This is a genomic window from Streptomyces sp. NK15101 (genome assembly GCF_020400725.1).
Taxonomy (GTDB): Bacteria; Actinomycetota; Actinomycetes; order Streptomycetales; family Streptomycetaceae; genus Streptomyces.
The window spans coordinates 124,592-149,474 of record NZ_JAINVG010000010.1; the positions used below are offsets into that span (position 1 = coordinate 124,592).

Sequence of the window (24,883 nt, forward strand, 5' to 3'; positions counted from 1 at the left end):
GCGCACCGCCCCGGCCGGTGGCGTGGGGCCTCCGGCCGGGGCGGTCGTCGCGAGGAGAGGGGCAGCGGGGATTAGCCCATCTCCTCCAACGCCTTGCCCTTCGTCTCCTTGACGTACCGCAGCACGAAGGGGATCGAGAGCACGGCGAAGACCGTGTAGATGACGTAGGTGCCGGAGAGGTTCCAGTCCGCGAGGGACGGGAAGCTGGCGGTGATGGCCCAGTTGGCGATCCACTGGGCGGAGGCGGCGACGCCGAGGGCCGCCGCGCGGATCCGGTTGGGGAACATCTCGCCGAGGAAGACCCAGACCACCACGCCCCACGAGAGGGCGAAGAAGAGCACGAAGACATGGGCGGCGACGAGGGCCACGACGCCCTGGGTCTCGGGCAGCTTGCCGTCGACGAGGTCGGCGGAGAAGGCCCAGGCCTCGACGGCGAGGGCGATCGCCATGCCCAGGGAGCCGACGAGGGCGAGCGGCTTGCGGCCGACCCGGTCGACCAGGACCATCGCGATCACCGTGCCGATGATGTTGATGATCGACGTGGTGAACGAGTAGAAGAACGAGCTGGACGGGTCGATGCCGACGGACTGCCAGAGCGTCGCGGAGTAGTAGAAGGCGACGTTGATGCCGACGAGCTGCTGGAAGACCGAGAGTCCGATGCCCACCCAGACGATCGGCAGCAGCTTGACCTTGCTCCCGCCGACGAGCAGGTCCTTGAAGGTGGACTTGTGCTCGCTGCGCATGGCCCGGTCGATCTCGGCGACGCGGTGGTCGAGGTCGACGCCGTGGCCCTCGACCTCGGCGAGGACCTCCTTGGCCCGGTCGACCTTCCCGACGGAGATCAGGAAGCGCGGGGACTCGGGGATCGCGAAGGACAGCATGCCGTAGAGGAAGGCGGGGACGACCATCACGCCGAGCATCCACTGCCAGGCCTCCAGGCCACCGATCTCGCCGCGCTGGTCGCCGTCGGCGAGCTGGAGGATGCCGTAGTTGACCAGCTGGGAGATGGCGATGCCGATGACGATCGCGGCCTGCTGGAAGGAGCCGAGGCGGCCCCGGTAGGCGGCGGGGGCGACCTCGGCGATGTACGCGGGGCCGATGACGGAGGCCATGCCGATGGCGAAGCCGCCGATGATCCGCCAGAGGGCGAGGTCCCAGAGGGCGAAGGGCAGCGCGGAGCCGACGGCGCTGACGGCGAAGAGCACCGCGGCGATCTGCATGCAGCGGATGCGGCCGATGCGGTCGGCGATCCGGCCGGCGGTGGCGGCGCCGATGGCACAGCCGATCAGGGCGATGGCGATGACCTGGGCGAGGGTGCCGGAGCCGATGTCGTAGCGGTCCCGGATCGCCTCGACGGCGCCGTTGATGACGGAGCTGTCGTAGCCGAAGAGGAATCCGCCCATCGCCGCGGAGGCCGTGATGAAGATGACGTGGCCGAGATGGTCCGGGTGGGCGGCTCGGCCTTCGGAAGGCGGCGGCGTGGGCGCCTGCGCGGTGTCGGTCACATGGACTCCTCGGTGGGGGGCGAGCCCTTCCAGTGGCGCACAACTTCACGCCGCCCACCACGTGAAGGTAAAAGCAACGTTGCAGAGACTATGCCTTCAAGTTTCGAAGTCAATAGCCGATGTCGTGTGACTTTATGAGCACAGCAAGGCCGAGTGGCTTCATGACTTGAACGATCGCCTTCAGCGCAGGCGCTGGCTGATCACCTTGGAGACGCCGTCGCCCTGCATGGACACGCCGTACAGCGCGTCCGCGACCTCCATCGTCCGCTTCTGGTGCGTGATCACGATCAGCTGCGAGGACTCCTGGAGCTCCCGCATGAGCCCGATCAGCCGCTGGAGGTTGGTGTCGTCCAGTGCCGCCTCGACCTCGTCCATCACGTAGAACGGGCTGGGCCTGGCCTTGAAGATCGAGACGAGGAGCGCCACGGCGGTGAGCGAGCGCTCGCCGCCGGAGAGCAGCGAGAGCCGCTTGACCTTCTTGCCCGGCGGGCGGGCCTCCACCTCGACGCCGGTGGTGAGCATGTTGTCCGGATCGGTGAGGACCAGCCGGCCCTCGCCACCCGGGAAGAGCCGCGAGAAGACGCCCTCGAACTCGCGGGCGGTGTCCCGGTAGGCCTCGGTGAAGACCTGCTCGACCCGCAGGTCGACCTCCTTCACGACCTGAAGCAGGTCGGTACGGGTCTTCTTCAGGTCCTCCAGCTGCTCCGAGAGGAACTGGTGCCGCTCCTCCAGGGCGGCGAACTCCTCCAGGGCCAGCGGGTTGACCTTGCCGAGCTGGTGGTACGCCCGTTCGGCGGCCTTCAGCCGCTTCTCCTGCTCCGAACGGACGAACGGACGCGGCTTCCCGGCCTCCGGGTCCTCCGCCTCCTCGCCCTCCACGGTCGGCGACGGGGGCACGGGCTGGTCCGGACCGTACTCGGCGACCAGGGCGGTCGCCTCCACGCCGAACTCCTCCAGCGCCTTCGCCTCCAGCTGCTCGATCCGCAGCCGCTTCTCGGCGCCGAGCACCTCCCCCCGGTGCACCGAGTCGGTCAGCTTGTCGAGCTCGGCCTTGAGGTCCCGGCCCCTGGCCCGGGCGGCCGTCAGGCCCCGCTCCCGCTCGGCCCGCGCCGCCTCGGCCGCCGCACGCTCCCGCTCGGCGCGCACCAGGGAGACCTCGACATGGGCCAGGAGGGTCCGGGCGCCCGCGGCGACCGCGCCCGCCACCCGCTCCTCGTGGCGCAGCCGGGCCCGGCGCTGCTCGGCACGCGCGCGTGCCTCCCGCTCGGCGCGGGCGGCCCGGTCGAGCGAGTCGGCCCGTCCGGCGAGCCCCTTGACCCGCTCCTCGTGGGTACGGACCTGGAGCCGCGCTTCCATCTCGGCCTGGCGCGCCTGGGCGCCCTCGATCGCGAGCCGGTCGCGCGTGGAGGTGTCGGGCTCGTCCTCGGCAGGCATCTCCTCGGCGACGAGGAGCCGTTCGGCCAGTTCCTCGGCTTCGACGGTGGCCTTCTCCAGGGCTTCCTGGGCGCGGGCGGCGGCCGCGGCGGTCCGCTCGGCCTCCCCCGCCGCTCCCCTGGCCTGCCCGGCGAGCCGTCCGAGCCGCTGGGCGACGGCGGACCTCTCGCGCTCGCCGGCGCGGCGACGGGCGTCGAGTTCCTCGACGAGCGCGCCGGCGACACGGCGCCGCTCGGCGGCCTCCTGCTGGGCGGCCGTCAGCTCCTCGCACCGCAGGCCCAGTTCGTCGAGCTCGGCGGCGGCCTCGGCGACCGAGGCCTGGACTTCGAGGAGGCTGGGAGCCCCGGCGGAGCCGCCGTGCGCGATGTGCGCGCCGAGCAGGTCGCCCTCGGCGGTGACGGCGGTCAGCGCGGGCCGGTTCCGGACCAGCTCGACGGCCTCGTCGAGGTCTCCGACGACCACGACTCCGGCGAGCAACCGGCGGACGGCGCCCAGGAGTTCGGCGGGCCCGCTGACCAGGTCGGCGGCGTACGGGTGTCTTTCGGCCGCCGTCAGGGGCTCGGGCTCGGGGGCTCCGGCCAGGACCAGCGAGGCCCGGCCCGCGTCCTGCTTGCGCAGCAGGCGCAGGGCCTCGGCGGCTGACGAGGGCCCGTCGGCGGCGAGCGCGTCGGCGACGGCGCCGAGGGCGGCGGCGACGGGGATCTCGTATCCGGGGGTGACGGTGAGGAGTTCGGCCGCCGGGCCGAGGAGTCCGGTGAGCCCCGCGGAGAGCAGCGCACCCGTGCCGTCCTTGCGGCGCAGCCCGAGGGCGAGGGTGTCGTGCCGGGCCTCGGTCGCGGCGCGGCGGCGTTCGGCGGTGGCGGCGGCCTCGCGGGCGGCGCCGAGCGCGGCCTCCGCGTCGGCGAGTTCACGGCGGGCGGCCTCGTACCGCTCGCCGTGCTCGGTGTCCTCCGCGTCGAGGCCGTCGACCTCGGCCTTCAGCTGCTCGTACTCCTCCTGGGCGGCGGCGGCCCGCTCCGCGGCCTCGTCGCGGGCGGCGGCGAGCCGGTCGATCTCGGCCTGGGCGGAGGCGGCGCGCGAGCGGGCCGCGTTGACCTGGCCGTGGAGCCGGGCGAGGCCCTCGCGCCGGTCGGCGATGGCGCGGGCGGCGTCCTTGAGGCGGCGCTCCTCGGCCGCGAGCGTGCGCTCCAGGTCCGCGCGGTGGGCGACGCTGTCCTCCAGGGCGCGCTCGGCGGCCTCCAGGGCGGCTTCGAGCTCCGCCTCCTGTTCGCGGACGCGGGCGGCCTCGCGCTCCAGGTCCTCCGGGTCGCGGCCGCGGCGTTCCTCGGCGGGGGCGGTGGTGGCGCTCTTCACGCGCGCGTCGGCCAGGGAGACGGTGCCCCGCACGCGTTCGGCGAGCTGGGAGAGGTCGTACCAGTTCTGCTGTGCGCGCTCCAGGCGGGGCACGAGGGCACGGGCCTCCGCCTCAAGCCCGGCCTCCTCGGCGAGGGCGGCGCGCAGCTCGGACTCGGTGGCCTCCTTGCGGGCGAGCAGGGCCGCCTCGTCGGCGACCTCGGCGGTCAGCGCCGCCCGGAGCCGGACGAGGTCGTCGGCGAGGAGCCGGAGCCGGGCGTCGCGCAGGTCGGCCTGGATGACGACGGCCCGGCGGGCGACGGCGGCCTGCCGGCCGAGCGGCTTGAGCCGGCGGCGGAGCTCGTCGGTGAGGTCCTGCACGCGCGCGAGGTTGGCCTGCATCGCGTCCAGCTTCCGCAGCGCCTTCTCTTTCCGCTTGCGGTGCTTGAGGACGCCGGCGGCCTCCTCGATGAAGGCGCGGCGGCCCATCGGGTCGGCGTGCAGCACGGAGTCGAGCTGTCCCTGCCCGACGATGACGTGCATCTCGCGTCCGATGCCGGAGTCGGAGAGCAGATCCTGGAAGTCGAGCAGCCGGCAGGTGTCGCCGTTGATCTGGTACTCGCTGCTGCCGCCGCGGAACATGATCCGGGTGAGGGTGACCTCGGCGTAGTCGATGGGCAGCGCGCCGTCGGAGTTGTCGATGGTCAGCGAGACCTCCGCGCGGCCGAGCGGGGGGCGCCCGGTCGTGCCGGCGAAGATGACGTCCTCCATCTTGCCGCCGCGCAACGACTTGGCACCCTGCTCGCCCATGACCCAGGAGAGGGCGTCCACGACGTTCGACTTGCCCGAGCCGTTGGGCCCCACGACACAGGTGATTCCCGGTTCGAACCGCAGCGTGGTGGCCGATGCGAACGACTTGAATCCGCGGAGGGTCAGGGCCTTGAGGTGCACTCATGCGACTCTACCGGGGCCCGTGCGTTTCGCCCGCGATGACGTGGGGCAGATCCTCGGATGAGGAGGGGTGGTACGCGGGGGAAACGACGGGTGAAAGAAAGAAGGGACGCCGAAGCGTCCCTTGCATGTCCAGCCGTCATGCACGTGCGTCGATCCGCACGATCAGCTGGGTGTCCGGCTGCGCCGACGAGAATGCTTTCCACCTGGCCCCTGGGGGCTGGGTTGTCAGGTGAGCGCAGGCTCTGCCTGGGGTACGTCGAGATCGATGCTGTTCAGCAGCGACTCTCCCTGGTGCTGAGCGGCGGCAGCGGCGAGCGTGTCGTTCTCGGACTGGATCCGTACCAGCTCGGATTCGAGGTCCTGGACGCGCTGCTGGAGCCGTCGCATCTCGGCGAGGAGTCGCGGGTCGGAGCCGCCGACGTAACCGAGAAGCGCCTTTGCCATGATGGATGGTCCTCCACAATGAGTGACCGACCGAAGCGGTGTGGGTCGTGAGGGATTCGCACCCGCGGTGCTCGGCAGTACTGCTTGTCGTGCCGGTTCCACTGCCAAACAGCTAAGGTGCGCGGGGCTTCCAGAGTCTCACCAAAAAGTTTGACGGTCAACACGATCACGCCCCGTTTGAAGGGCTACCGAGGAGTCCACGGCCGCTCAGGGGGCGGCGGGGCCTTCGAACTCGGTGCCTCGGGGGCGTCGCGATCATCCTTACGGGGCAGCCTCGCACGACCGGCGCCAGATGGCAACCATCAGGTGCTTCGCTGGTCACGCCCCTGTTACCGCACGTCCACCCGGCACCGCTCTGGGTCACCGGGCAGGGTGTCGGAGCGTGGTCGTCAGCGGATGGCGAAGCCGTCGTAACCGCCGCGCGGGGTGTCCCAGATCTCAGTGACGCCGTCCACACGTCCGGGTGTGTCGTCGGAGCGGAGCCAGTCGAGCAGACGGTGGCAATTCTCACGCGACCCCTCGGCCACCACCTGCACCCGGCCGTCGTCGAGGTTCAGGGCGAAGCCCACCAGGCCGCCGATCTCCAGGGCATTTGCCCTGGTGAACCAACGGAAGCCCACTCCCTGTACCCGGCCGCGCACCCAGGCGGTCATCCGTACGTCGTCGCTCATGACTGCACGCTAACGGGCGGATTCCCAGATGAGCACATCGCCCCCGCTTTCCATCGCGTACAGTCCCGACCGAACACACCTCACCCGTTCGGGGGCGCGCCGTTCGACTGTCCCTCCGGAACGGTACCGGCAGCAAAGATCAGCAAAGCCCGGCGAAGAACCAGCGAAGACAGCGAGACCAGCAAGAGGAAGGCAGAGCAGATGGGACGCCACCGTCGCTCCGGCGCCGCACCCGCCGCAGAAGACTACGCGGCCGGTTCGGGCCGCCCGCACCAGGGTGCCCGTCGGCGACGCCCCGTGCGCACCGGTCTGCTCGGTGCCTCCGCGGCCGTCGCGGTCGGCGCCGTCGCCGTCGCCTCGGGCCTGCTCCCCGGCGGGGACGTGTTCACCGTCGGCAGCGCCCGTACGAGCGAGCACCAGGTCCAGTCCCGGCAGACCCCGGAGCTGACGACGCAGGGCGGCTCCACGCAGAGCCCGGCCGGGGGCTCGGGCGGTGCGGTGACCGGCGCGGGCACGGGGAAGAACAGCGCCCCCGCCTCCCCCTCGGCGACCCCGTCCACGAAGCCGAGCCCGAAGGCCACCCCGAAGCCGACGCCGACGCCCTCGAAGACCCCTTCGAAGACGCCGCCGAAGACGAAGGCCCCCACCACGAAGCCGGTGGCACCGAGGACCTCGGCCGCGCCCACGACGAAGGCGCCCGCGCCGAAGCCGGACCCGACGACGGCGGCGCCGGCGGAGAAGCCCCCGGTCACCTCCACCGCCGACCGGGGCGAGGCCGCCGAGGCCGAGGTCTTCCGCCTGGTCAACGCCGAGCGCGCCAAAGTGGGCTGCACGCCGGTGCGCGCGGACGCGCGGCTCGCGGCGCTGGCCGGCGCCTTCAGCGCGGACATGGCGACCCGCGGCTTCTTCGACCACACGGACCCGGACGGCGACACCCCGTGGGCCCGGGCGGAGCAGGCGGGCATCTCGGGCATGGGCGGCGAGAACATCGCCCGCGGCCAGGTGGACGCGGCGGCGGTGATGACGTCCTGGATGAACAGCGACGGCCACCGCGCCAACATCCTGAACTGCGACTTCACCACCATGGGCGTAGGCGTCGTCTTCGGCGACGGCGGCCCTTGGTGGACCCAGGACTTCGGGTACTGAGACTCCCGCGGGTCAGACCTCCACGCACGCGTGTGGGCCGTCCCGGGGCCGCGATCGACACCTGGGACGGCCAGGGGGGCGGGACGGGTCCGTCGGTAATTGCCTCGACATCGGTCGCGGCGGTCGGGGACGCTTCGCTCGATGACCAGAATCGACGACACGCCGCCCGCGTGGGACGAGCGCACCCAGCTCACCACGTTCCTCGACTACGCCCGTGACACCGCCCGCGCCAAATGCGACGGCGTCTCCCCGGAGAACGCGCGCAAGGCGCTCCTGCCGGGCTCGCCCCTGATGACCATGAGCGGAGTGATCAACCACCTCCGCTGGGTCGAGTACCACTGGTTCCAGGTGGTCTTCCTCGGCGAGGAGGACCGGGGCCCCTGGACCGAGGAGGACCCCGACCGCGAGATGCGGATCGCCGTCGACTTCCCGCTCACCCAGTTGCTCGACGAGTACGCCGAACAGAGCGCCCGCTACCGCGAACTGGTCGCCGGGAGCGGCCTGGACGAGCGGGCCCGGCGAACCGTCCGCAACGGCCTCCACGTCGACCTGCGCTGGATCCTCCTCCACCTCACCGAGGAGACGGCCCGCCACAACGGCCACCTGGACATCCTGCGCGAGATGCTCGACGGCACGACCGGCGACTAGGCGCGCTGTCCGGGGACGTCGGCGACACGCGTCGTGCTGGGCTCTTGAACGGGTGAGGGCCTCACCGTAATGCCCCGCTGACCCAGACCGGGCGTCTTCGCCCGGCCCGCCGCGTCGTCGAGGACGGCCGGCCGCCGCGCCGGGCAGCCGAGCGTTTCCAGGTCAGCCACATCACCGCCGCCCGCTACCGGCAGCTCGGCGTCGCCGGGTCGTGCGAGGGCCCCGTCACCACGAGGTGACGGGGCCCTTTCGCGTACGGGCGCGGGAGTGTCAGACCGCGGCCTTGCCCGCCGCGAAGGTGCGGGCCGTCTGCGCCACGCGGCGGCCGAGGTGCTCGGCGGTGGCGACGTCGGCCTTGTGGACGCCCTCCGGGCCGAGGTCGTTGGGGGTCTGGGCGCCGGCGCCGGCGAAGAAGCCGAGGCGGTTGAGGTCGTTCTCGGAGGCCTCGCTGGTGTTCCAGCCGGGCTTCAGGCCGAGGTTGACCCAGGTCATGCCGTGCTGGCCGGCGAGGGTCTGGAAGAACTGCAGGGTGTGCAGCTTGTCGCCGCTCTTGGAGCCGGAGTTGGTGAAGCCGGCGGCGAGCTTGTCCAGCCAGGCGTCGGTGAACCAGCGCTTCGAGGTGGCCTCGGCGAACTGGTGGAAGGCGCCGGAGGCGGTGCCCATGTAGGTCGGGGAGCCGAAGACGATCGCGTCGGAGGCGTCGAGCAGCTCCCACTGGGCGTCGGTGATCTCGTCGACCTTGATCAGGTGGACGGTGGCGCCCGCGTCGGCGGCGCCGTCACGGACGGCTTCGGCCAGGACCGCGGTGTGGCCGTAGCCGGAGTGGTAGGCGATGGAGACGACGGGGGTGGTCACAGAAGGCTCCTCGAAGAGACGTACGGGGTGATGACCAGAAGTAGAGCACTAACTTTTAGATAGCGCAAGCCAGAAGTTAGCGTCCTCATGACGGTAAGCGCTGTGGCGGAGTACGGTGGAGGCATGACTGACGACCTCGCCTACGACGTCTTCGCGCGCGCCTGTCCCTCGCGCGGCACGTTGGAGCACGTGACGGGCCGCTGGGGCAGCCTGACCCTCGGCGCCCTGCACGAAGGGACGTTCCGCTTCAACGAGCTGCGGCGCCGGGTCGACGGCGTGAGCGAGAAGATGCTGTCGCAGACCCTGCACGCCCTGGAGCGCGACGGCCTCGTCCACCGCGAGGCCCAGCCCACGAACCCGCCGCGGGTCGACTACCGGCTCACCCCGCTCGGCCGCGAGGTCGCGGAGCGGCTGATCGGCCTGATCGAGCTGGTGGAGGGACGGATGGACCAGGTCCTGACCGCCCGCGAGAGTTACGACGCGGAACGCGCCGGGAGCGTCACCGCCTGACGGCTCAGAGGGTGGTGCGCGGCGGGCGCTGGCAGCGCGGGCAGAAGTAGCTGGACCGGTTCATCCAGGCGCGTCGCCGCATCGGCGTACCGCAGCGGCGACAGGGCTGGTCCTCGCGTCCGTAGGCGTCGAGCGAGCGGTCGAAGTAGCCGGACTCGCCGTTGACGTTCACGTACAGGCTGTCGAAGCTGGTGCCGCCGACCTCCAGGGCCGCGTTCATGACGTCCCTGACGTGCCCGAGGAGCTCGGCCGAGCGCGGCCGGGTCAGGGTGGCGGTCGGCCGGTCGTAGTGCAGCTTCGACCGCCAGAGCGCCTCGTCGGCGTAGATGTTCCCGACGCCGCTGATCAGCGACTGGTCGAGCAGGGCCCGCTTGATCGTCGTACGGCGCAGCCGCAGCGCGCCCTGGAAGGCGGCCTCGTCGAACGCCGGGTCCAGCGGGTCGCGGGCGATGTGCGCGATGACGTCCGGGAGCCCGTCGGGGGTCTGGTCGTGGAGCGAGAGGCCGCCGAAGGTGCGCTGGTCGACGAAGCGGAGCTCGGTGCCGAGGGAGTCGTCGAAGCGGACCCGGATGCGCAGGTGCTTCTCGTCCGGGGCGTCCTCCGGCTGCACGAGCAGCTGACCGCTCATGCCGAGGTGCCCCAGGACGGAGGTCCCGGTCTCCGCCAGCGGCAGCCAGAGGTACTTCCCGCGCCGCCGCGCCCCTTCGAAGCGCTGCCCCTTCAGCCGGGCCGCGAAGTCCTCGCCGCCCGCCGGATGGCGCCGCACGGCCCTGGGGTGCAGCACCTCGACCTCGGCCACGGTCCGTCCGGCGACCCAGCGCTCCAGACCGCGCCGTACGACCTCGACCTCGGGCAGCTCGGGCACGGGACTCCTCCGGGACGTCTTCGACAGCGGCTCAACCCTACCGCCCGGCGGTCACCCGGAAACGGCTCCGCCCGCCCCTGGCGGGGGCGGGCGGGAAGATTTCGCCGAAGGAACGCGGGAGCGCGGGGTCGCGGTCAGGCGGTGGCCGGGGTGGCCCCGTCCTGCTCGCCAATCGTGCCGGCGTCCGCCGCGGCCTTCGCCGCCGCCAGGCGCTCGTCCGCGGCCGCGCGGATCGCGCGCCACGCGGACTCCGCCGCCTGCTGTTCCGCTTCCTTCTTGCTGCGGCCGGTGCCGGTGCCGTACGAGACACCACCGACGCGGGCGGCAGCAGTAAAGGTCTTCTCGTGGTCCGGACCCTCTTCGGAGACGAGGTACTCCGGGACGCCCAGGCCCTCGGCCGCGGTGAGCTCCTGGAGGCTGGTCTTCCAGTCCAGGCCGGCACCGAGGTTCGAGGACTTCTCGATCAGCGGGTCGAAGAGCCGGTGCACCAGCTCGGACGCCGCTTCGAGGCCCTGGTCGAGATAGACCGCGCCGATCACCGCTTCGAGGGTGTCGGCGAGGATGGACGCCTTGTCCCGGCCGCCCGTGCCCTCTTCGCCCCGGCCGAGCCGGATGAAGGAGCCGAGTTCGAGGCCGCGGCCGACCTCCGCCAGCGCACGCGAGTTGACCACCGCGGCCCGCAGTTTGGCCAGCTGGCCTTCCGGCAGGTCGGGGTGGGTGCGGTACAGCGTGTCCGTGACCACCAGGCCGAGCACGGAGTCCCCGAGGAACTCGAGGCGCTCGTTGGTGGGCAGACCGCCGTTCTCGTACGCGTACGAGCGGTGGGTCAGCGCACGCACCAGAAGGGCGGACTCGAGCTGATACCCGAGCCGCCCTTCCAGAAGCGTGTGGGACGAGGCTGCGCTGATGCTCTCAGACATCGTGCCTCTCACCAGCCACTCAGACCGAGAGGACCTGGCGCTTGTTGTAGGTGCCGCAGCTCGGGCACGCGATGTGCTGCAGCTTCGGCTCCTGGCAACGCTCACACGAAACCAGGGTGGGGACCGCAGCCTTCCACTGCGACCGGCGGTGGCGCGTGTTGCTGCGCGACATCTTCCGCTTCGGAACAGCCACGGCTACTTCTCCTGCTTCTCGGCGGCGCTTCGGACGTCCCCGTCAGAGGCTTTGCCGCTCATGTTGTCCTTCTCATCGGTTCCCAGCGAACCGGCGAGTCCCTGCAGTGCCGCCCAACGGATGTCGACGGCTTCATGGTGGTGGTCCGGGTTCTCGTTCAGGTTGGTTCCGCACTCGGAACACAGACCCGCACAGTCCTCCCGGCACACCGGCTGCATCGGCAGTGCGAGCACCACCGCATCACGCAGCACGGGTTCGAGGTCGAACATGCCGTCCTCGAGGGGGATCATGTCCTCGTCGTCCTCGGCTTCGCCGTCCGCGGCCGCCTTGGAGCGGCCCCGGTCGTCGGAGTCGGGGTACGAGAACATCTCCTGGAAGTCCACGTCGAGATCCAGCTCGACGGGCTCCAGACACCTTACGCACTCCCCCTCGGCCGATGCACGGGCGGTGCCTGTGACAAGCACCCCTTCCATGACCGACTCAAGACGGAGATCGATTTCCACCGGAGAGCCCTCGGGCACTCCGATCACTCCTTCGACGCCGAACGCGGCGTTGCCACCGGGCGCCTCGACCGAACGCGAGAGCCGCTGCAGGGCACCAGGACGCCGCCCCAGCTCGTGCGTGTCGAACACGAGGGGGTTGCGGTGGTCGAGGCGCGTGCTCAGGGCTCTTCCTGCTTTCGGATCGTTCTGCGGCGTGGAGGAGGCTGCCGGACGTGGGCAGCGGAGATCGCGGACATAGCGCGACCGAACAGCCAGGATACTGGACGCTTCGCCCAGGGCCCAATCCGGGCTCCTCGCCCCTCACTGCCCCTGTTCGTACCGGCGCAGCTGCTCCAGGTCGATCATGCTCGTGTCGAAGAAGCTGGTCTCGTCGAGCGCGGCGGCCTGCTGCGGCTGGTGGGGCTGGCCCTGGGCCCGGGGGTCGTACTGCTGCTGCTCGTAGCCGTACTGCCCCTGGTACGCGTAGGGGTCCTGCTGCTGGTAGCCGTAGGCGTCCTGCGCCTCGTACTGCGTGGCGTAGGCCGCTCCGGCTGAGCCGGAGCCCGCGTAGGCCGGGTCCTGCCGGGGCTGCTGCGGGTAGCCGTACGGGTCGGGCTGCTGCGCGGGGATCTGCGGGGTCTGCGCCGGCTCGGGGTCGGAGAGCTCCGCGAGCCCGGCGAGGTAGTCCGCGTCGCTGGTGTGGACCGCGCCGCCGAGACCGTCCTGCGCGGCCATGTGCTCGCCGAGGGCGTCCGTGGCGATCCGGCCGTGCAGCTTCTGCCGGCCCCGGCCGACGGCCTCCAGGGTCTTGCTGAGGACGGCCTCGAAGGCGCCCAGCTTCGCGTCCACGTACTCGTCGGCCCGCTGGATGAGGGTCCCCGGGTCGGCGCTGTACTCGGGGGCGTCCGCGTCGGCGTAGCCGTCCCGGTCGAGGCCGGGTCCGCGACCGAGGAGCTTCTCGCGCCCGCGGTCGACGGCGCCGATGGTCTTGTTGAGGACGACCTCGAAGTTGGCGAGCTTGGAGTCCACGTAGTCGTCGGCCTCGGCCCGCACCTCCTCGGCCTCGCGGCGGGCCTCGGCGAGGATCCGGTCGGCCTCCTCCTGCGACTCGCGGGCGACCTGGGTGTCGGAGACGATCGAGCCCCGCTCGGCGTGGGCGGCCTCGATGATCCGCTCGGCCTCCTGGCGGGCCTGCTCGACCATCTGCTCGCGGCCGCCGATCAGCTCCTGGGCCTGGGCCAGGGAGCCGGGCAGGGCCTGGCGCACCTCTTCGAGCAAGGCGAGCAGCTCGGCGCGGTTGACCACGCAGGATGCCGACATGGGCATGGAGCGGGCGCCCTGCACGGTCGCGACGATCTCGTCGAGCTTCTTCTGCACGTCCACCTGGTGCTCGCCACTCTCTACAGCTGGATGGAGACGGACGGGACGACTGTAAGGGCAGTCGGCGCCCGTCCGACACCAGGTGACGGAGCGTCAGCGGCGGTGGCCGCGCGTCACTTCCGGGCGAGCCGCTCGGTCAGCCGCGGGAGGACCGTCGGCGGGACCAGGTGGGAGACGTCCCCGCCCCAGGCGGCCACTTCCTTGACCAGGGAGGAGGAGAGGAAGCTGTACGTCGGGTTGGTGGGGACGAACAGGGTCTCCACGCCCGAGAGGCCGTTGTTCATCTGGGCCATCTGCAGCTCGTAGTCGAAGTCGCTGACGGCGCGCAGACCCTTGACGATCGCGGGGATGTCGCGCTGCTTGCAGAAGTCGACGAGGAGGCCGTGGAAGGACTCCACCTCGACGTTGCCGAAGTCGGCGGTGACCTCGCGGATCAGCTCTATCCGCTCGTCGACCGTGAAGAGGCCCTTCTTCGACTGGTTGATCATCACGGCCACGTGCACGACGTCGTACAGCTTGGAGGCGCGGGCGATGATGTCGAGGTGTCCGTTGGTGATGGGGTCGAATGACCCCGGACAGACGGCGCGGCGCAACTTGGGTCCCTCGCTCTCCGGTCCGGTCATCGTGCGTCTTCGCACGTAGAGGCGGCGCGACCGTACCAAAACGTTCCCTCGCCGTAGCGACGGGACCGCAGGGGTTCGAAGCCCTCGGGCCAGCCGAACTCCCCGCCTCGGGTGCTGCGCTCCACGGTGACGAGGGCATCCTCGCTCAGCCAGCCCCCCGAGCGCAGTGTGAGGAGAATCTCGCGGAGCTCGTCGTCCCCGACGGCATAGGGCGGGTCGAGGAAGACCAGGTCGTACGGGTCGGCCGGGGCCGGTCCCGTGACGATCTGCTCGGCCTTGCCGGTGCGGAGTTCGGCGCCGGGCAGGCCGATCGACCGGACGTTGTCCCGGATCGTCTTCGCGGCGCGGGGGTCGGCCTCGACCAGGAGGGCGTGGGCCGCGCCCCGGGAGAGCGCCTCCAGACCGACGGCGCCGGAGCCCGCGTACAGGTCGGCGACCCTGGCGCCGGCCAGGCCCTGGAACGCCTCCCAGGTGGAGAAAAGGCCTTCCCGCGCCCGGTCGGAGGTGGGGCGGGTGCCGTTGCCGGGGGGCACGGCCAGGCGCCGTCCGCCGGCGCTGCCGGCGATCACGCGGGTCATCGGTGTCCTCGTCCTGCGTCGTCGAATGCGTACGTCTCAGGATATGGCCGCGGCACGGCGCTCAACCCTTCTCCAGGTACTCCTCCCGCTCCTCGCTGAGGAGGGCGTCGAGCGCGGTGCGCAGGCCCGGGTGGGCGTCGAGGTCGGGATCGGCGAGGACGAGGGAGGTGGCCTCCTCGCGGGCGGCGGCGATGACCTCCTCGTCGTCGATGACGGCGAGCACCCGGAGGGAGGAGCGGACGCCGGACTGGGCCTGGCCGAGGACGTCGCCCTCGCGCCGCTGTTCGAGGTCGATGCGGGAGAGCTCGAAGCCGTCGAGGGTGGTGGCGACGGCGTTCAGCCGCTGCCGGGCGGGGCTCGCCTCGGGCATCTCGCTGACGAGCAGGCACAGGCCGGGGGCGGAGCCGCGGCCGACGCGGCCGCGGAGCTGGTGGAGCTGCGAGACGCCGAAGCGGTCGGCGTCCATGATCACCATGACGGTGGCGTTGGGCACGTTGACGCCGACCTCGATGACCGTGGTGGCGACGAGGACGTCGAGCTCGCCGGCGGCGAAGCGGCGCATGACGTCGTCCTTGTCGTCCGGGTGCATGCGGCCGTGCAGGACGGCGATCCGCAGGCCCGCGAGGGGGCCGGTGCGGAGCTTCTCGGCGACGTCGAGGACGGCGAGCGGCGGACGCTTCTCGGCCTCGTCCTCGGGGGACGCCTTGGACTTCTTCTTCTGGTCCTCCTCGTCGCCGATGCGGGGACAGACCACGTACGCCTGGTGCCCGTTCCCCACCTCCTCGCGGACCCGCTCCCACGCGCGCGCGAGGAAGTGCGGCTTGTCGGCGGCGGGGACGACGTGGCTGGCGATCGGCGAGCGGCCGGCGGGCAGCTGGTCGAGGACGGAGGTCTCCAGGTCGCCGAAGACGGTCATGGCGACCGTGCGCGGGATGGGCGTCGCGGTCATGACGAGGAGGTGCGGGGGCTGCTTTCCCTTGCCGCGCAGGGCGTCGCGCTGCTCGACGCCGAAGCGGTGCTGCTCGTCGACGACGACCAGGCCGAGGTCGTGGAACCGGACCTTGTCCTCGATCAGCGCGTGCGTGCCGATGACGATGCCGGCCTCGCCGGTGACCAGGTCGAGCAGGGCCTGGCGGCGGGCGGCGGTGCCCATGGAGCCGGTGAGCAGGACGACCTTGGTGGCGCGCTCGGCGCCGCCGAGCATCCCGCCTTCGGCGAGCTCGCCCATCATCTCGACGACGGAGCGGTGGTGCTGCTGGGCGAGGACCTCGGTGGGGGCGAGCATCGCGGCCTGTCCGCCGGAGTCGACGACGGCGAGCATGGCGCGCAGCGCGACCATGGTCTTGCCCGATCCGACCTCGCCCTGCAGGAGGCGGTGCATGGGGTGCTCGGTGGCGAGGTCGTCGAAGATCTCCCGGGAGACCTTCGTCTGGCCGTCGGTGAGGGTGAAGGGCAGCTTGGCGTCGAAGGCGTCGAGGATGCCGTCGGCGACCGGCCGCCGGGCGACGGCGGGCAGTTGGGTGTCGGCGTGCCGGCGGCGGGCGAGGGCGACCTGGAGGACGAAGGCCTCGTCCCACTTGAGCCGCGCGCGGGCGTCGGCGATGTCCGCCTTGGTACGGGGCCGGTGGATCATCCGCAGGGCGTCGGGCAGCTCGACGAGGCCGCGGCCCTCGCGCAGGGCGGGCGGCAGCGGGTCGACGGCGTCGCCCGCGCCGGGCAGGACGGCGTCGACGGCCTTGGCGATCTTCCAGGACTCCAGCTTGGTGGTGGCCGGGTAGATCGGGATGAGCGCCCCCGCCCAGGTGTCCACGGCCTCGTCGTCGCCGCCGCGGAGCAACTCGTAGGAGGGGTGGGCGAGCTGGAGGCGCCGGTTGAAGAGCGAGACCTTGCCGGCGAACATCGCGCGGGTGCCGGGGAGCAGGTCGTGGTGCGGCTTGTGGACGCCCTTGCCGAAGAAGACCAGCTGGAGGCGGCCGCTTCCGTCGGTGATGGTCACTTCGAGGCGCTGACCGCGCCCCTTGGAGCCGTTGAAGGTCAGCACCCGGGCGTCGGCGACCCGCGCGACCACCGTGACGTGCTCGTCGAGCGGCAGGTCGGAGAGGGTGGTCAGCTCCCCGCGCTCGGCGTACCGGCGGGGGTAGTGGTGGAGCAGGTCCCCGACCGTGTGCAGGTCGAGCGCCTCGGCCATGACCTTGGCGGTGGCGGGACCGAGGGCCTTCTTGAGTGGTTCGTCGAGCGCGGGCACGTCCTCCATTGAAGACCACGGGACCGACAGTCGTGCCGAAGCCCGTGGACGACCGCCGGGATCGGGGCCTATTCCACTCCGATGAGCAGCGGCGGCGCTCCCGCGCCCGCGTGGTACGTGGTGGTGTCGACGGCCAGGTAGCCGCGCCGGACGTGGCCCTCCAGCTCGGGGGCGAGTCCGGGCGGGGTGTCGTCGGCGACGACGAGGGTGACGAGTTCGCCGCCGGCCGAGAGCATGCGGTCCAGGACGGTGCGGGCGGTCTCGGTCAGGTCCTTGCCGATGACGGCGACGTCGCCCTCGATGAGGCCGAGCACGTCGCCGGCCTGGCAGACGCCGGCCGAGGTGAAGGACCGGCGTTCGGCAACGGCGAGTTCGGCGTAGCGGGTGGCTCCGGCGGCGGCCGTCATGGCGACGACGTCCTCGTCGAAGCGCCGGTCGGGTTCGTGGACGGCGAGGGCGGCGATGCCCTGGACGGCGGCCCGGGTCGGGATGAGGGCGACGCGGATGCCCTCGGCCCTGGCGCGCTCGGCGGCGGCGGCCGCGGTCTGGCGCAGTTCGGTGTCGTTGGGCAGGAGGACGACCTCGCGCGCGTGCGCCCGCCGGATCGCCTCCAGGAGTTCGTCGCCGGCGGGCGGTTCGCCGGGCCTGCTGCGGACGGTGGTCGCGCCGGCCTCGGCGCAGAGTCCGGCGAGGCCCTCGCCGGGGACGACGGCGACGACCGCGCGCTGGGCGCGTTCCCCGCGCGCGGTGGCGGCCGCCGTCTCGGCCGCGAAGTGGGTGATGCGGATGCGGTGGGGGCGGCCGGCCTCGACGCCGGCCTCGACGGCGGCGCCCGCGTCGTCGACGTGGACGTGGACGTTCCACAGCCCGTCGCCGCCGCCGACGACGAGGGAGTCGCCGAGGGCGTCGAGCCGGGCCCGCAGCAGGTCCACGGCGGCGTCCTCGGCCTCCAGGAGGTAGATCACCTCGTAGGCGGGTCCGGCCTCGCCCTCGCAGGCCGGGGCGGAGGCGGCCGGCACGGCCCGTACGTCCCCGGGGGCCCGCGCCCCGCTCGCCGCGGTCTCCGCGGGGTCCGGCGTCCGGCCGCCCACGGTCTCGACGAGCGCTCCGAGGACGGCGACCAGACCGCGGCCGCCGGCGTCCACGACCCCGGCCCTGCCGAGGACGGCCAGCTGGCCGGGGGTCGCCTCCAGGGCGGTCCTGGCCCTCTCGTGGGCCCGGGTGGCCACCTCCAGGAGCGTGCCGCCGTCCGCGCAGCCGGCCGCGGCCGCGGCGGCCACGGTGAGGACGGTGCCCTCCACGGGGTGGGCGACGGCCTGCCGGGCGGCGGCGGCCGCCTCGGCCAGGGCGCGGGCGAGGTGATCACCGTCACGTCCTTCGACGAGGACGGCGGCCATGCCGCGCAGGAGCTGGGCGAGGATGGTGCCGGAGTTGCCCCGGGCACCGAGGAGGGCGCCGTGCGCCATGGCCCGTACGGTCTCGGCGGTGTCGGGCTCGGTGGCGGCGAAGACGGCTTCGACGGCCTGCCGGGCGGCCTCGGCGGTGAGGTACAGGTTGGTGCCGGTGTCCCCGTCCGCGACCGGGTAGACGTTGATCGCGTCGATCTCCTCGCGCTCCCGTCCGAGGGCGTCGAGGGCCCGTGCGCACCAGGTCCGGACCGCTTCGGCGTCGAGCTCGACGAGCTCCTCGTCAGGCTGAAGGGCTCGCGACAACGGGGGGTCCTCCTTCGGCGGTGAGCTCACCGCAGGGTAGACCGGGGGTGGCCCGCTCGTGACCTGGGCCCGGGGCGAGGTCTGCGGAGACCGTGGTAGTTTCGTTCCACCGAGGCAGGCGTTGTATGCTGCTTCGGTTGCCCGGTTCAAACCGGGCCGTTCCCCGGCAAGCCACTTCAGACTCCTGATTCCGGTGCGCCGGATTTCACTGTAAATCTGAAGTCTTTGGAGTGACCCGTGGCTGCCAACTGCGACGTCTGCGGCAAGGGGCCGGGCTTCGGCAACAACATTTCGCACTCGCACCGCCGTACGTCCCGTCGCTGGAACCCGAACATCCAGCGCGTGCGTGCCGTGGTCGGTCGGACGCCGAAGCGGCTCAACGTCTGCACCTCGTGCATCAAGGCCGGCAAGGTCTCGCGCTAATTGCGACGTTCCGTCGTAGCGCAGCCCCTGCGGTTGCCTTGAAAGGCCGGTTCACCTCGGTGAACCGGCCTTTTGCCATGCCCGGCGGCCTTTTGCCGGGCCCGGAGACCGGTACATGCCCGGAGACCGGCAGGGGCCGCCAGGGCCTGTCCGACAGGCCCTAGGCGCGGAACCGCCAGCCGTGGTCGACCGGTCCGATGCCCGAGCCCAGGGCGAACCCCGCGGCGATGGCCCCCGTCACGTACTCCTTCGCCTGCCGCACCGCCTCCGGCACCGCCAGGCCCTTGGCGAGCCCGGAGGCGACCGCCGAGGCGAGCGTGCAGCCCGTCCCGTGGGTGTGCCGGTTGTCGTGGCGCGGGGCGCGCAGCCAGTGCTCCTCGGTGCCGTCCGTGAGCAGGTCCACGGCCTCCCGACCGGTGGGCAGGTGGCCGCCCTTGATCAGGACCCAGCGCGGCCCGTACGACAGCACCGCCTGGGCGGCGGTCCGCATGTCGTCCTCGTGGCCGACCCGGACGCCGGTGAGCTGTGTCACCTCGTCCAGGTTGGGGGTGGCGACGGTCGCCCGGGGCAGCAGCCGCCGGCGTACGGAGTCGAGCGCGGTCTCCGCGAGCAGCGGGTCGCCGTGCTTGGAGACGCCGACCGGGTCGACGACGACGGGAGCGCCGGTGTCCGCGAGGAGTTCGGCGACGGTCTCCACGAGGGCGGCGGAGGCGAGCATGCCTGTCTTCACGGCCTGGACGCCGATGTCGTCGACGACGGCCCGGTACTGGGCGCGCACGGCCTCCGTGGGGAGCTCCCAGACGCCCTGGACGCCCCGCGAGTTCTGGGCGGTGACGGCGGTGAGGACGCTCATGCCGTGGACGCCGAGCGCGAGCATCGTCTTCAGGTCGGCCTGGATGCCGGCGCCGCCGCCGGAGTCGGATCCGGCGACGGTCAGCACGAGCGGGGGATTCACTCCGTCTCTCCGAAGTGGTCCCAACCGCCCACGCTGTGCCAGGGCGCGCCGTCGACGGTGACCTGGGGCAGCGCCGAGGGGTGGAGGACCTCGCCGATGACCTTCCAGCGGGCGGGGAGCTTCACGTCCGGCGGGAAGGTGGCCACGATGGCGTGGTCCTCTCCCCCGGTGAGCACCCACTGCATGGGGTCGACGCCGACGGCCTGGCCGATGTCGTTCATCTGGGTGGGGATGTCGATGAGTCCCGAGCGCAGGTCGATGCGGACCTTGCTGGCCTCGGCGATGTGGCCGAGGTCGGCGATGAGGCCGTCGCTGACGTCGCACATGGCGGTGGCGCCGAGCCCGGCGGCGGCCGGGCCCGCGTGGTACGGCGGCTCGGGCCTGCGGTGGGCCTCGACGAAGGCGCGCGGGGAGCGGAAGCCGCGGGAGAGGACCGCGTATCCGGCGGCGGACCAGCCGAGCCAGCCGGTGTAGGCGACGACGTCGCCGGGCTGGGCGCCGCCGCGGGTCACCGGGTCGTGGTTGCGGAGGTCGCCGAGCGCGGTGATGGAGACCATGATCGTGTCGCCGCGGACGACGTCGCCGCCGACCACCGCCGCGCCCGCGACCTGACATTCGTCGCGCAGCCCGTCCATGAGTTCCGTGGGCCAGGTGACGGGGAGTTCGGCGGGGACGACGAGGCCGAGGAGGAGCGCGGTGGGGACCGCGCCCATGGCGGCGATGTCGGCCAGGTTCTGCGCGGCGGCCTTGCGGCCGACGTCGTAGGCCGTCGACCAGTCGCGGCGGAAGTGACGCCCCTCGAGCAGGATGTCCGTGCTGGCCACCACCCGCCGGTCGGGGGCGGAGACGACCGCGGCGTCGTCGCCGGGCCCGATCCGTACCGCCGGGGTGGAGGTGAGCCGGGACGTGAGCTCCCTGATGAGCCCGAACTCTCCCAGCTCTCCGACTGTGCCCTTCACCGCGTCTCACCTCGTGTCTTCGTGCCGGCCGGCGGGCGGGGGCGCGTCCGTGCGCGCCGCGGGTCGCGGGCCGTCACCGTGCTGGGTACCGTCAAGTAGACCGTCAACTTCTGTCCTGCGTACGCCACACCCCGAGCGCCTCCGGACGCGCGGGTCTCCCCGTGGCCCGCGGCGACGCGGTACCGTGGCGTCCCTTTCTCCCACAAGATCCTCGTGGTCGCCCTGGAGGTTCCGTGGTTCAGGCGTACATCCTCATCCAGACCGAGGTGGGCAAGGCGTCGACCGTCGCCGACACCATCTCCAAGATCCCGGGGGTCATCCAGGCCGAAGACGTCACAGGACCGTACGACGTGATCGTGCGCGCGCAGGCGGACACCGTCGACGAACTGGGCCGCATGGTGGTCGCCAAGGTCCAGCAAGTGGACGGCATCACGCGCACCCTCACCTGCCCGGTCGTTCATCTGTAGCCCCCGTCTACGCTTGGCCGGTGACGTCTTCCCACCGGCCCTTCGGCCTGCCCGCCACCATCGCGGCCGCCGTCCTGCTGTCGGCCGCCGCCGGCTGTTCCTCGCCGGACGCCGCGGCGTCCGTCGTGGTCCCGAGACCGCCGGCGGAGGAGGCCGCCCTCTGCCAGGCGCTGGCGAAGGAGCTTCCCGACACCGTGGCGGGTCTTGCGCGGAGTGACCCGGAGCCCGGCTCCGAGTTGACCGCCGGGTGGGGTGACGGTGCGATCGTACTGCGCTGCGGGGTCCCCCGGCCCGAAAAGATGAGCGACCCGAAGGCGCAGGGAGTCTCCGCGAACGGCGTGCGCTGGATGCTGGAGCAGCGCGAGGGCGACGGGCCCCGTTTCACCTCGGTGTACCGGAAGACGTACGTCGAGGTGACCTTGGACGAGCGGTACGCGCACGACGCCGGCCCGCTCACGGATCTCGCGGGACCCGTGGAGCGGACCGTCCCGTGCGCCCTGAAGCCGGCGTGCGCGTGACCGCGCTCCGGCCGCGTGCCGGCTAGCGCAGTCCCGTGGAGCGGTTCAGCGCGGCCTGGATGAGCCGGTCGACGAGCTCCGAGTAGCCGACGCCGCTCTCCTGCCACATGCGCGGGTACATGGAGATGGGCGTGAAGCCCGGCATGGTGTTGATCTCGTTGATGACGAAGTCGCCGTCCTCGGTGAGGAAGAAGTCGGCGCGGACCAGGCCCTCGCAGGACACGGCCTCGTAGGCGGCGACGGCGAGGCGCTGGACCTCGGCGGTGGCCTCGTCCCCGATCGGGGCGGGCACGATGCCGGAGGCCGAGTCGATGTACTTGGCCTCGAAGTCGTAGAAGTCGTGGTTCGTGACCGGCGGGATCTCGGCCGGGACGCTGGCGCGCGGGCCGTCCTCGAACTCCAGGACGCCGCACTCGATCTCGCGGCCGCGCAGCAGCGACTCGACGAGGATCTTGGGGTCGTGGCGCCGGGCCTCCTCGATGGCCTCGTCCAGGCCGGAGAGGTCGTCGACCTTGGTGATGCCCATGGAGGAGCCGCCGCGGGCCGGCTTCACGAAGAGCGGCCAGCCGTGCTCGGCGGCGAACTCGACGATCTTCTTGCGGGCGGCGGCGGGGTTCTGCTCCCACTCGCGCGGCCGGATGACCTCGTACGGGCCGACGGGGAGGCCGAAGGAGACGAAGACGCGCTTCATGTACTCCTTGTCCTGGCCGACGGCGGAGGCGAGGACGCCCGCGCCGACGTAGGGGACGCCGGAGAGCTCCAGGAGGCCCTGGAGGGTGCCGTCCTCGCCGTACGGGCCGTGGAGCATGGGGAAGACCACGTCGACCTCGCCGAGGGCCTTGGGGACCTGCCCCGGCTCGGTGAGGACGACCTCGCGGCTGGACGGGTCGACGGGGAGGACGACGCCGCCCTGCTCGGACTCGGCCAGCTCGGCGACGTTGGGCAGCTTCCGGTCGGTGATGGCCATCCGCTCGGGGGCGTCGGCGGTGAGCGCCCAGCGCCCGTCCGTCGTGATGCCGATGGGCAGCACGTCGTACTTCTCCCGGTCGATGGCGCTCAGGACGGCGCCCGCCGTGACGACGGAGATGGCGTGCTCGGAGCTGCGGCCGCCGAAGACGACGGCCACGCGCGGCTTGCGGGGGCTCTGGGTGTTCTCGCTCATATCGCGTTGAGCGTACCTTGCGACTCCCGAACTGCTGAGCGCCCCGCGCTCCCCGCGCGCGGATGGCTCACACGGCCGGGCTCAGCGGCGCTCGGGCTTGGCCGAGCGCGACATGAGCTCCTTGAGGGCGACGACGGGCGGCTTGCCGTCGTGGACGATCGAGACCACGGTCTCGGTGATCGGCATGTCGACGCCGTGCCGCCGGGCCAGATCGAGCACGGACTCGCAGGACTTGACGCCCTCGGCGGTCTGCCTGGTGGCCGCGATGGTCTCCTGGAGGGTCATGCCCCGGCCGAGGTTGGTGCCGAAGGTGTTGTTCCGGGAGAGCGGCGAGGAGCAGGTGGCGACGAGGTCGCCGAGGCCCGCGAGGCCGGAGAAGGTGAGCGGGTCGGCGCCCATGGCGAGGCCGAGGCGGGTGGTCTCGGCGAGGCCGCGGGTGATGAGCGTGGCCTTGGAGTTGTCGCCGAGGCCCATGCCGTTGGCGATGCCGACGGCGAGGCCGATGACGTTCTTGACGGCGCCGCCGAGCTCGCAGCCCACCACGTCGGTGTTGGTGTACGGGCGGAAGTACGGGGTCATGCAGGCGGTCTGGAGCCGCTGGGCGACCGTCTCGTCGGAGCAGGCGACGACCGCGGCGGCGGGCTGCCGGGCGGCGATCTCCTTGGCCAGGTTGGGGCCGGTGAGGACGGCCACGCGGTCGGCGGGCACGTCGGCGACCTCGGTGATCACCTCGCTCATCCGCTTGGCGGTGCCGAGTTCGACGCCCTTCATGAGGGAGACGAGGACGGTGTCGGGGGCGAGCACCGGCCGCCAGGCGGCGAGGTTGCCGCGCAGGGTCTGGGAGGGGACGACGAGGACGGTGAAGTCGGCGTCCGCGGCGGCCTCGGCGGGGTCCGCGGTGGCCGTGATCCCCTGCGGGAGTTCGACGCCCGGCAGGTAGTCGGGGTTGACCCGGCCGGCGTTGATCTCCTTGGCGAGTTCGGCGCGGCGGCCCCAGAGGCTCACCTCGCAGCCCGCGTCGGCGAGCACCATGGCGAAGGCGGTGCCCCAGGATCCGTTGCCGAAGACGGCTGCCTTGGTCACTTGGTGCCCTCCCCCGCGGCCTTGCGCCGCTGCTCCAGGCGGGCCTTGCGGTGGTCGTACGGCTCGGCGGGCGCCTTCTCGCCGCGGATCTCCTCCAGGAGGGCGGTGATGGCGGCCATGATGACCTCGGTGGCCTCGCGCAGGACCTCGGGCGTCGGCTCCAGGCCGTGGAAGCGGGAGAGGTCGACGGGCGGTCCGGCCTGCACGATCAGCGTCTTGCGGGGGAACAGGCGGAGCTTGTTCTCCTTGGCGTACGGCGGCATCGCGAGGTTGGCGCCCCACTGGGCCACCGGGATGACGGGGACCTTGGTCATCAGCGCGACGCGGGCGGCACCGGTCTTGCCGGCCATGGGCCACATCTCGGGGTCGCGGGTGAGGGTGCCCTCCGGGTAGAAGGCGACGCACTCGCCGCGCTCGATGGCGTCGACGGCGGCGCGGAAGGCGTCGAGCGCGTTGGTCGTCTCGCGGTAGACGGGGATCTGGCCGGTGTTGCGGAGCATCGTGGCGACGAAGCCGCCCTTGAAGAGGCCGGCCTTGGCGAGGAAGCGCGGGACCCTGCCGGTGTTGTACTGGTAGTGCGCGTAGGACAGCGGGTCCAGGTAGGAGTTGTGGTTGACCGCGGTGATGAAACCGCCGTCGGCCGGAATGTGCTCCATACCGCGCCAGTCCCGCTTGAACAGAACCACCAGGGGGGGTTTGGCGATGACCGCCGCGAGGCGGTACCAGAAGCCGATTCTGCGGCGGGGCACTCGGACACCTTTCTCCGGGACTGGCTGGCAGGGGGTCAAGTGTCGCCCCATGCTCCTGGTCTGTCGAGTG

General features: G+C 72.1%; 25 protein-coding genes and 1 pseudogene. 7 read left to right on the forward strand and 19 right to left on the reverse strand.

Annotated elements, in window-relative coordinates:
- Positions 1-71: 71 nt before the first annotated feature.
- The 4 genes from K7G60_RS08320 to K7G60_RS08335 form a co-directional block, all read right to left on the reverse strand.
- Positions 72-1,505, reverse strand: a complete 1,434-nt coding sequence (locus K7G60_RS08320) for a sugar porter family MFS transporter (protein ID WP_225800157.1) — start codon at positions 1,503-1,505, stop codon at positions 72-74.
- A 180-nt stretch (positions 1,506-1,685) separates the two neighbouring features.
- Positions 1,686-5,222 carry a chromosome segregation protein SMC gene (gene smc, locus K7G60_RS08325; RefSeq protein ID WP_225800158.1) on the reverse strand — a complete coding sequence of 1,179 codons (3,537 nt, stop codon included), beginning with the start codon at positions 5,220-5,222 and terminating at the stop codon, positions 1,686-1,688.
- A gap of 228 nt (positions 5,223-5,450) precedes the next feature.
- Positions 5,451-5,669 (reverse strand): hypothetical protein, encoded by a 219-nt coding sequence (locus K7G60_RS08330; protein WP_030690660.1) that lies wholly within the window; start codon positions 5,667-5,669, stop codon positions 5,451-5,453.
- A 389-nt stretch (positions 5,670-6,058) separates the two neighbouring features.
- Positions 6,059-6,340 (reverse strand): acylphosphatase, encoded by a 282-nt coding sequence (locus K7G60_RS08335; RefSeq protein ID WP_225800159.1) that lies wholly within the window; start codon positions 6,338-6,340, stop codon positions 6,059-6,061.
- Between the two features lie 201 nt (positions 6,341-6,541).
- Between K7G60_RS08335 and K7G60_RS08340 the strand changes: the two genes are divergently transcribed.
- The 3 genes and pseudogenes from K7G60_RS08340 to K7G60_RS08350 form a co-directional block, all read left to right on the forward strand.
- Entirely contained in the window at positions 6,542-7,486 is a 945-nt protein-coding gene (locus K7G60_RS08340; RefSeq protein ID WP_225800160.1) for a CAP domain-containing protein, read from the forward strand.
- Positions 7,487-7,627: 141 nt separating this feature from the next.
- Positions 7,628-8,134, forward strand: coding sequence for a DinB family protein (locus tag K7G60_RS08345; RefSeq protein WP_225800161.1), 507 nt, complete (start codon positions 7,628-7,630; stop codon positions 8,132-8,134).
- A gap of 77 nt (positions 8,135-8,211) precedes the next feature.
- A pseudogene (locus tag K7G60_RS08350) lies at positions 8,212-8,352 on the forward strand (IS481 family transposase); the annotation flags it as partial.
- A 52-nt stretch (positions 8,353-8,404) separates the two neighbouring features.
- Here the strand turns inward: K7G60_RS08350 and K7G60_RS08355 are convergent.
- Positions 8,405-8,989 carry a flavodoxin family protein gene (locus K7G60_RS08355; protein WP_225800162.1) on the reverse strand — a complete coding sequence of 195 codons (585 nt, stop codon included), beginning with the start codon at positions 8,987-8,989 and terminating at the stop codon, positions 8,405-8,407.
- A gap of 123 nt (positions 8,990-9,112) precedes the next feature.
- Here K7G60_RS08355 and K7G60_RS08360 point away from each other — a divergent pair, with 123 nt between their 5' ends.
- A complete protein-coding gene (locus K7G60_RS08360) occupies positions 9,113-9,499 on the forward strand; it encodes a helix-turn-helix domain-containing protein (RefSeq protein WP_225800163.1) in 387 nt (128 codons plus the stop codon).
- A 4-nt stretch (positions 9,500-9,503) separates the two neighbouring features.
- Here the strand turns inward: K7G60_RS08360 and mutM are convergent, their stop codons facing one another.
- The 9 genes from mutM to K7G60_RS08405 form a co-directional block, all read right to left on the reverse strand.
- Positions 9,504-10,364: a bifunctional DNA-formamidopyrimidine glycosylase/DNA-(apurinic or apyrimidinic site) lyase gene (gene mutM / locus K7G60_RS08365; RefSeq protein ID WP_225800164.1), complete on the reverse strand. Its 861-nt coding sequence runs from the start codon at positions 10,362-10,364 to the stop codon at positions 9,504-9,506.
- A 134-nt stretch (positions 10,365-10,498) separates the two neighbouring features.
- Entirely contained in the window at positions 10,499-11,284 is a 786-nt protein-coding gene (gene rnc / locus K7G60_RS08370; RefSeq protein WP_225800165.1) for a ribonuclease III, read from the reverse strand.
- A gap of 19 nt (positions 11,285-11,303) precedes the next feature.
- Positions 11,304-11,477, reverse strand: coding sequence for a 50S ribosomal protein L32 (rpmF, locus tag K7G60_RS08375; RefSeq protein WP_015036448.1), 174 nt, complete (start codon positions 11,475-11,477; stop codon positions 11,304-11,306).
- A 2-nt stretch (positions 11,478-11,479) separates the two neighbouring features.
- Entirely contained in the window at positions 11,480-12,142 is a 663-nt protein-coding gene (locus K7G60_RS08380; RefSeq protein ID WP_225800185.1) for a DUF177 domain-containing protein, read from the reverse strand.
- Positions 12,143-12,280: 138 nt separating this feature from the next.
- Entirely contained in the window at positions 12,281-13,342 is a 1,062-nt protein-coding gene (locus K7G60_RS08385; RefSeq protein WP_225800166.1) for an ATP synthase F0 subunit B, read from the reverse strand.
- Positions 13,343-13,452: 110 nt separating this feature from the next.
- Positions 13,453-13,932, reverse strand: a complete 480-nt coding sequence (gene coaD, locus K7G60_RS08390) for a pantetheine-phosphate adenylyltransferase (RefSeq protein WP_225800186.1) — start codon at positions 13,930-13,932, stop codon at positions 13,453-13,455.
- A 26-nt stretch (positions 13,933-13,958) separates the two neighbouring features.
- On the reverse strand, positions 13,959-14,540 hold the full coding sequence (gene rsmD / locus K7G60_RS08395) for a 16S rRNA (guanine(966)-N(2))-methyltransferase RsmD (RefSeq protein WP_225800167.1): 582 nt from the start codon (positions 14,538-14,540) through the stop codon (positions 13,959-13,961).
- A gap of 61 nt (positions 14,541-14,601) precedes the next feature.
- Positions 14,602-16,794, reverse strand: coding sequence for an ATP-dependent DNA helicase RecG (gene recG, locus K7G60_RS08400; RefSeq protein WP_225800168.1), 2,193 nt, complete (start codon positions 16,792-16,794; stop codon positions 14,602-14,604).
- Between the two features lie 59 nt (positions 16,795-16,853).
- Entirely contained in the window at positions 16,854-18,497 is a 1,644-nt protein-coding gene (locus K7G60_RS08405; protein ID WP_225800169.1) for a DAK2 domain-containing protein, read from the reverse strand.
- A 237-nt stretch (positions 18,498-18,734) separates the two neighbouring features.
- Here K7G60_RS08405 and rpmB point away from each other — a divergent pair, with 237 nt between their 5' ends.
- On the forward strand, positions 18,735-18,920 hold the full coding sequence (rpmB, locus tag K7G60_RS08410; RefSeq protein ID WP_003957616.1) for a 50S ribosomal protein L28: 186 nt from the start codon (positions 18,735-18,737) through the stop codon (positions 18,918-18,920).
- A gap of 160 nt (positions 18,921-19,080) precedes the next feature.
- Here rpmB and thiD read toward each other — a convergent pair whose 3' ends face one another.
- A complete protein-coding gene (thiD, locus tag K7G60_RS08415) occupies positions 19,081-19,875 on the reverse strand; it encodes a bifunctional hydroxymethylpyrimidine kinase/phosphomethylpyrimidine kinase (RefSeq protein WP_225800170.1) in 795 nt (264 codons plus the stop codon).
- A complete protein-coding gene (locus K7G60_RS08420) occupies positions 19,872-20,834 on the reverse strand; it encodes a thiamine-phosphate kinase (protein ID WP_116158650.1) in 963 nt (320 codons plus the stop codon). Before K7G60_RS08420 ends, thiD begins: the two co-directional genes overlap by 4 nt.
- A 233-nt stretch (positions 20,835-21,067) precedes the next feature.
- Between K7G60_RS08420 and K7G60_RS08425 the strand changes: the two genes are divergently transcribed.
- Both K7G60_RS08425 and K7G60_RS08430 read left to right on the forward strand, forming a co-directional pair.
- Positions 21,068-21,301 (forward strand): Lrp/AsnC family transcriptional regulator, encoded by a 234-nt coding sequence (locus K7G60_RS08425; protein WP_017947604.1) that lies wholly within the window; start codon positions 21,068-21,070, stop codon positions 21,299-21,301.
- A 20-nt stretch (positions 21,302-21,321) separates the two neighbouring features.
- Complete coding sequence (locus tag K7G60_RS08430; RefSeq protein ID WP_225800171.1) at positions 21,322-21,819, forward strand: DUF3515 domain-containing protein; 498 nt, start codon at positions 21,322-21,324, stop codon at positions 21,817-21,819.
- Positions 21,820-21,841: 22 nt separating this feature from the next.
- Here K7G60_RS08430 and K7G60_RS08435 read toward each other — a convergent pair whose 3' ends face one another.
- The 3 genes from K7G60_RS08435 to K7G60_RS08445 all read right to left on the reverse strand — a co-directional run bounded on the left by K7G60_RS08435 (position 21,842) and on the right by K7G60_RS08445 (position 24,813).
- A complete protein-coding gene (locus tag K7G60_RS08435) occupies positions 21,842-22,981 on the reverse strand; it encodes a D-alanine--D-alanine ligase family protein (protein ID WP_225800172.1) in 1,140 nt (379 codons plus the stop codon).
- An 81-nt stretch (positions 22,982-23,062) separates the two neighbouring features.
- Positions 23,063-24,064, reverse strand: a complete 1,002-nt coding sequence (locus K7G60_RS08440; protein WP_225800173.1) for an NAD(P)H-dependent glycerol-3-phosphate dehydrogenase — start codon at positions 24,062-24,064, stop codon at positions 23,063-23,065.
- Positions 24,061-24,813: a 1-acyl-sn-glycerol-3-phosphate acyltransferase gene (locus tag K7G60_RS08445; protein WP_225800174.1), complete on the reverse strand. Its 753-nt coding sequence runs from the start codon at positions 24,811-24,813 to the stop codon at positions 24,061-24,063. The genes K7G60_RS08440 and K7G60_RS08445 overlap by 4 nt, the downstream gene beginning before the upstream one ends.
- Positions 24,814-24,883 lie beyond the last annotated feature (70 nt).

Excerpts from the sequence above, each read along its gene's own strand:
- K7G60_RS08330 (WP_030690660.1), bottom strand. The coding sequence starts at position 5,669 with ATGGCAAAGGCGCTTCTCGGTTACGTCGGCGGCTCCGACCCGCGACTC.
- K7G60_RS08335 (WP_225800159.1), bottom strand. The coding sequence starts at position 6,340 with ATGAGCGACGACGTACGGATGACCGCCTGGGTGCGCGGCCGGGTACAG.
- K7G60_RS08340 (WP_225800160.1), top strand. The coding sequence starts at position 6,542 with ATGGGACGCCACCGTCGCTCCGGCGCCGCACCCGCCGCAGAAGACTAC.
- K7G60_RS08345 (WP_225800161.1), top strand. The coding sequence starts at position 7,628 with ATGACCAGAATCGACGACACGCCGCCCGCGTGGGACGAGCGCACCCAG.
- K7G60_RS08360 (WP_225800163.1), top strand. The coding sequence starts at position 9,113 with ATGACTGACGACCTCGCCTACGACGTCTTCGCGCGCGCCTGTCCCTCG.
- rnc (WP_225800165.1), bottom strand. The coding sequence starts at position 11,284 with ATGTCTGAGAGCATCAGCGCAGCCTCGTCCCACACGCTTCTGGAAGGG.
- rsmD (WP_225800167.1), bottom strand. The coding sequence starts at position 14,540 with ATGACCCGCGTGATCGCCGGCAGCGCCGGCGGACGGCGCCTGGCCGTG.
- recG (WP_225800168.1), bottom strand. The coding sequence starts at position 16,794 with ATGGAGGACGTGCCCGCGCTCGACGAACCACTCAAGAAGGCCCTCGGT.
- K7G60_RS08435 (WP_225800172.1), bottom strand. The coding sequence starts at position 22,981 with ATGAGCGAGAACACCCAGAGCCCCCGCAAGCCGCGCGTGGCCGTCGTC.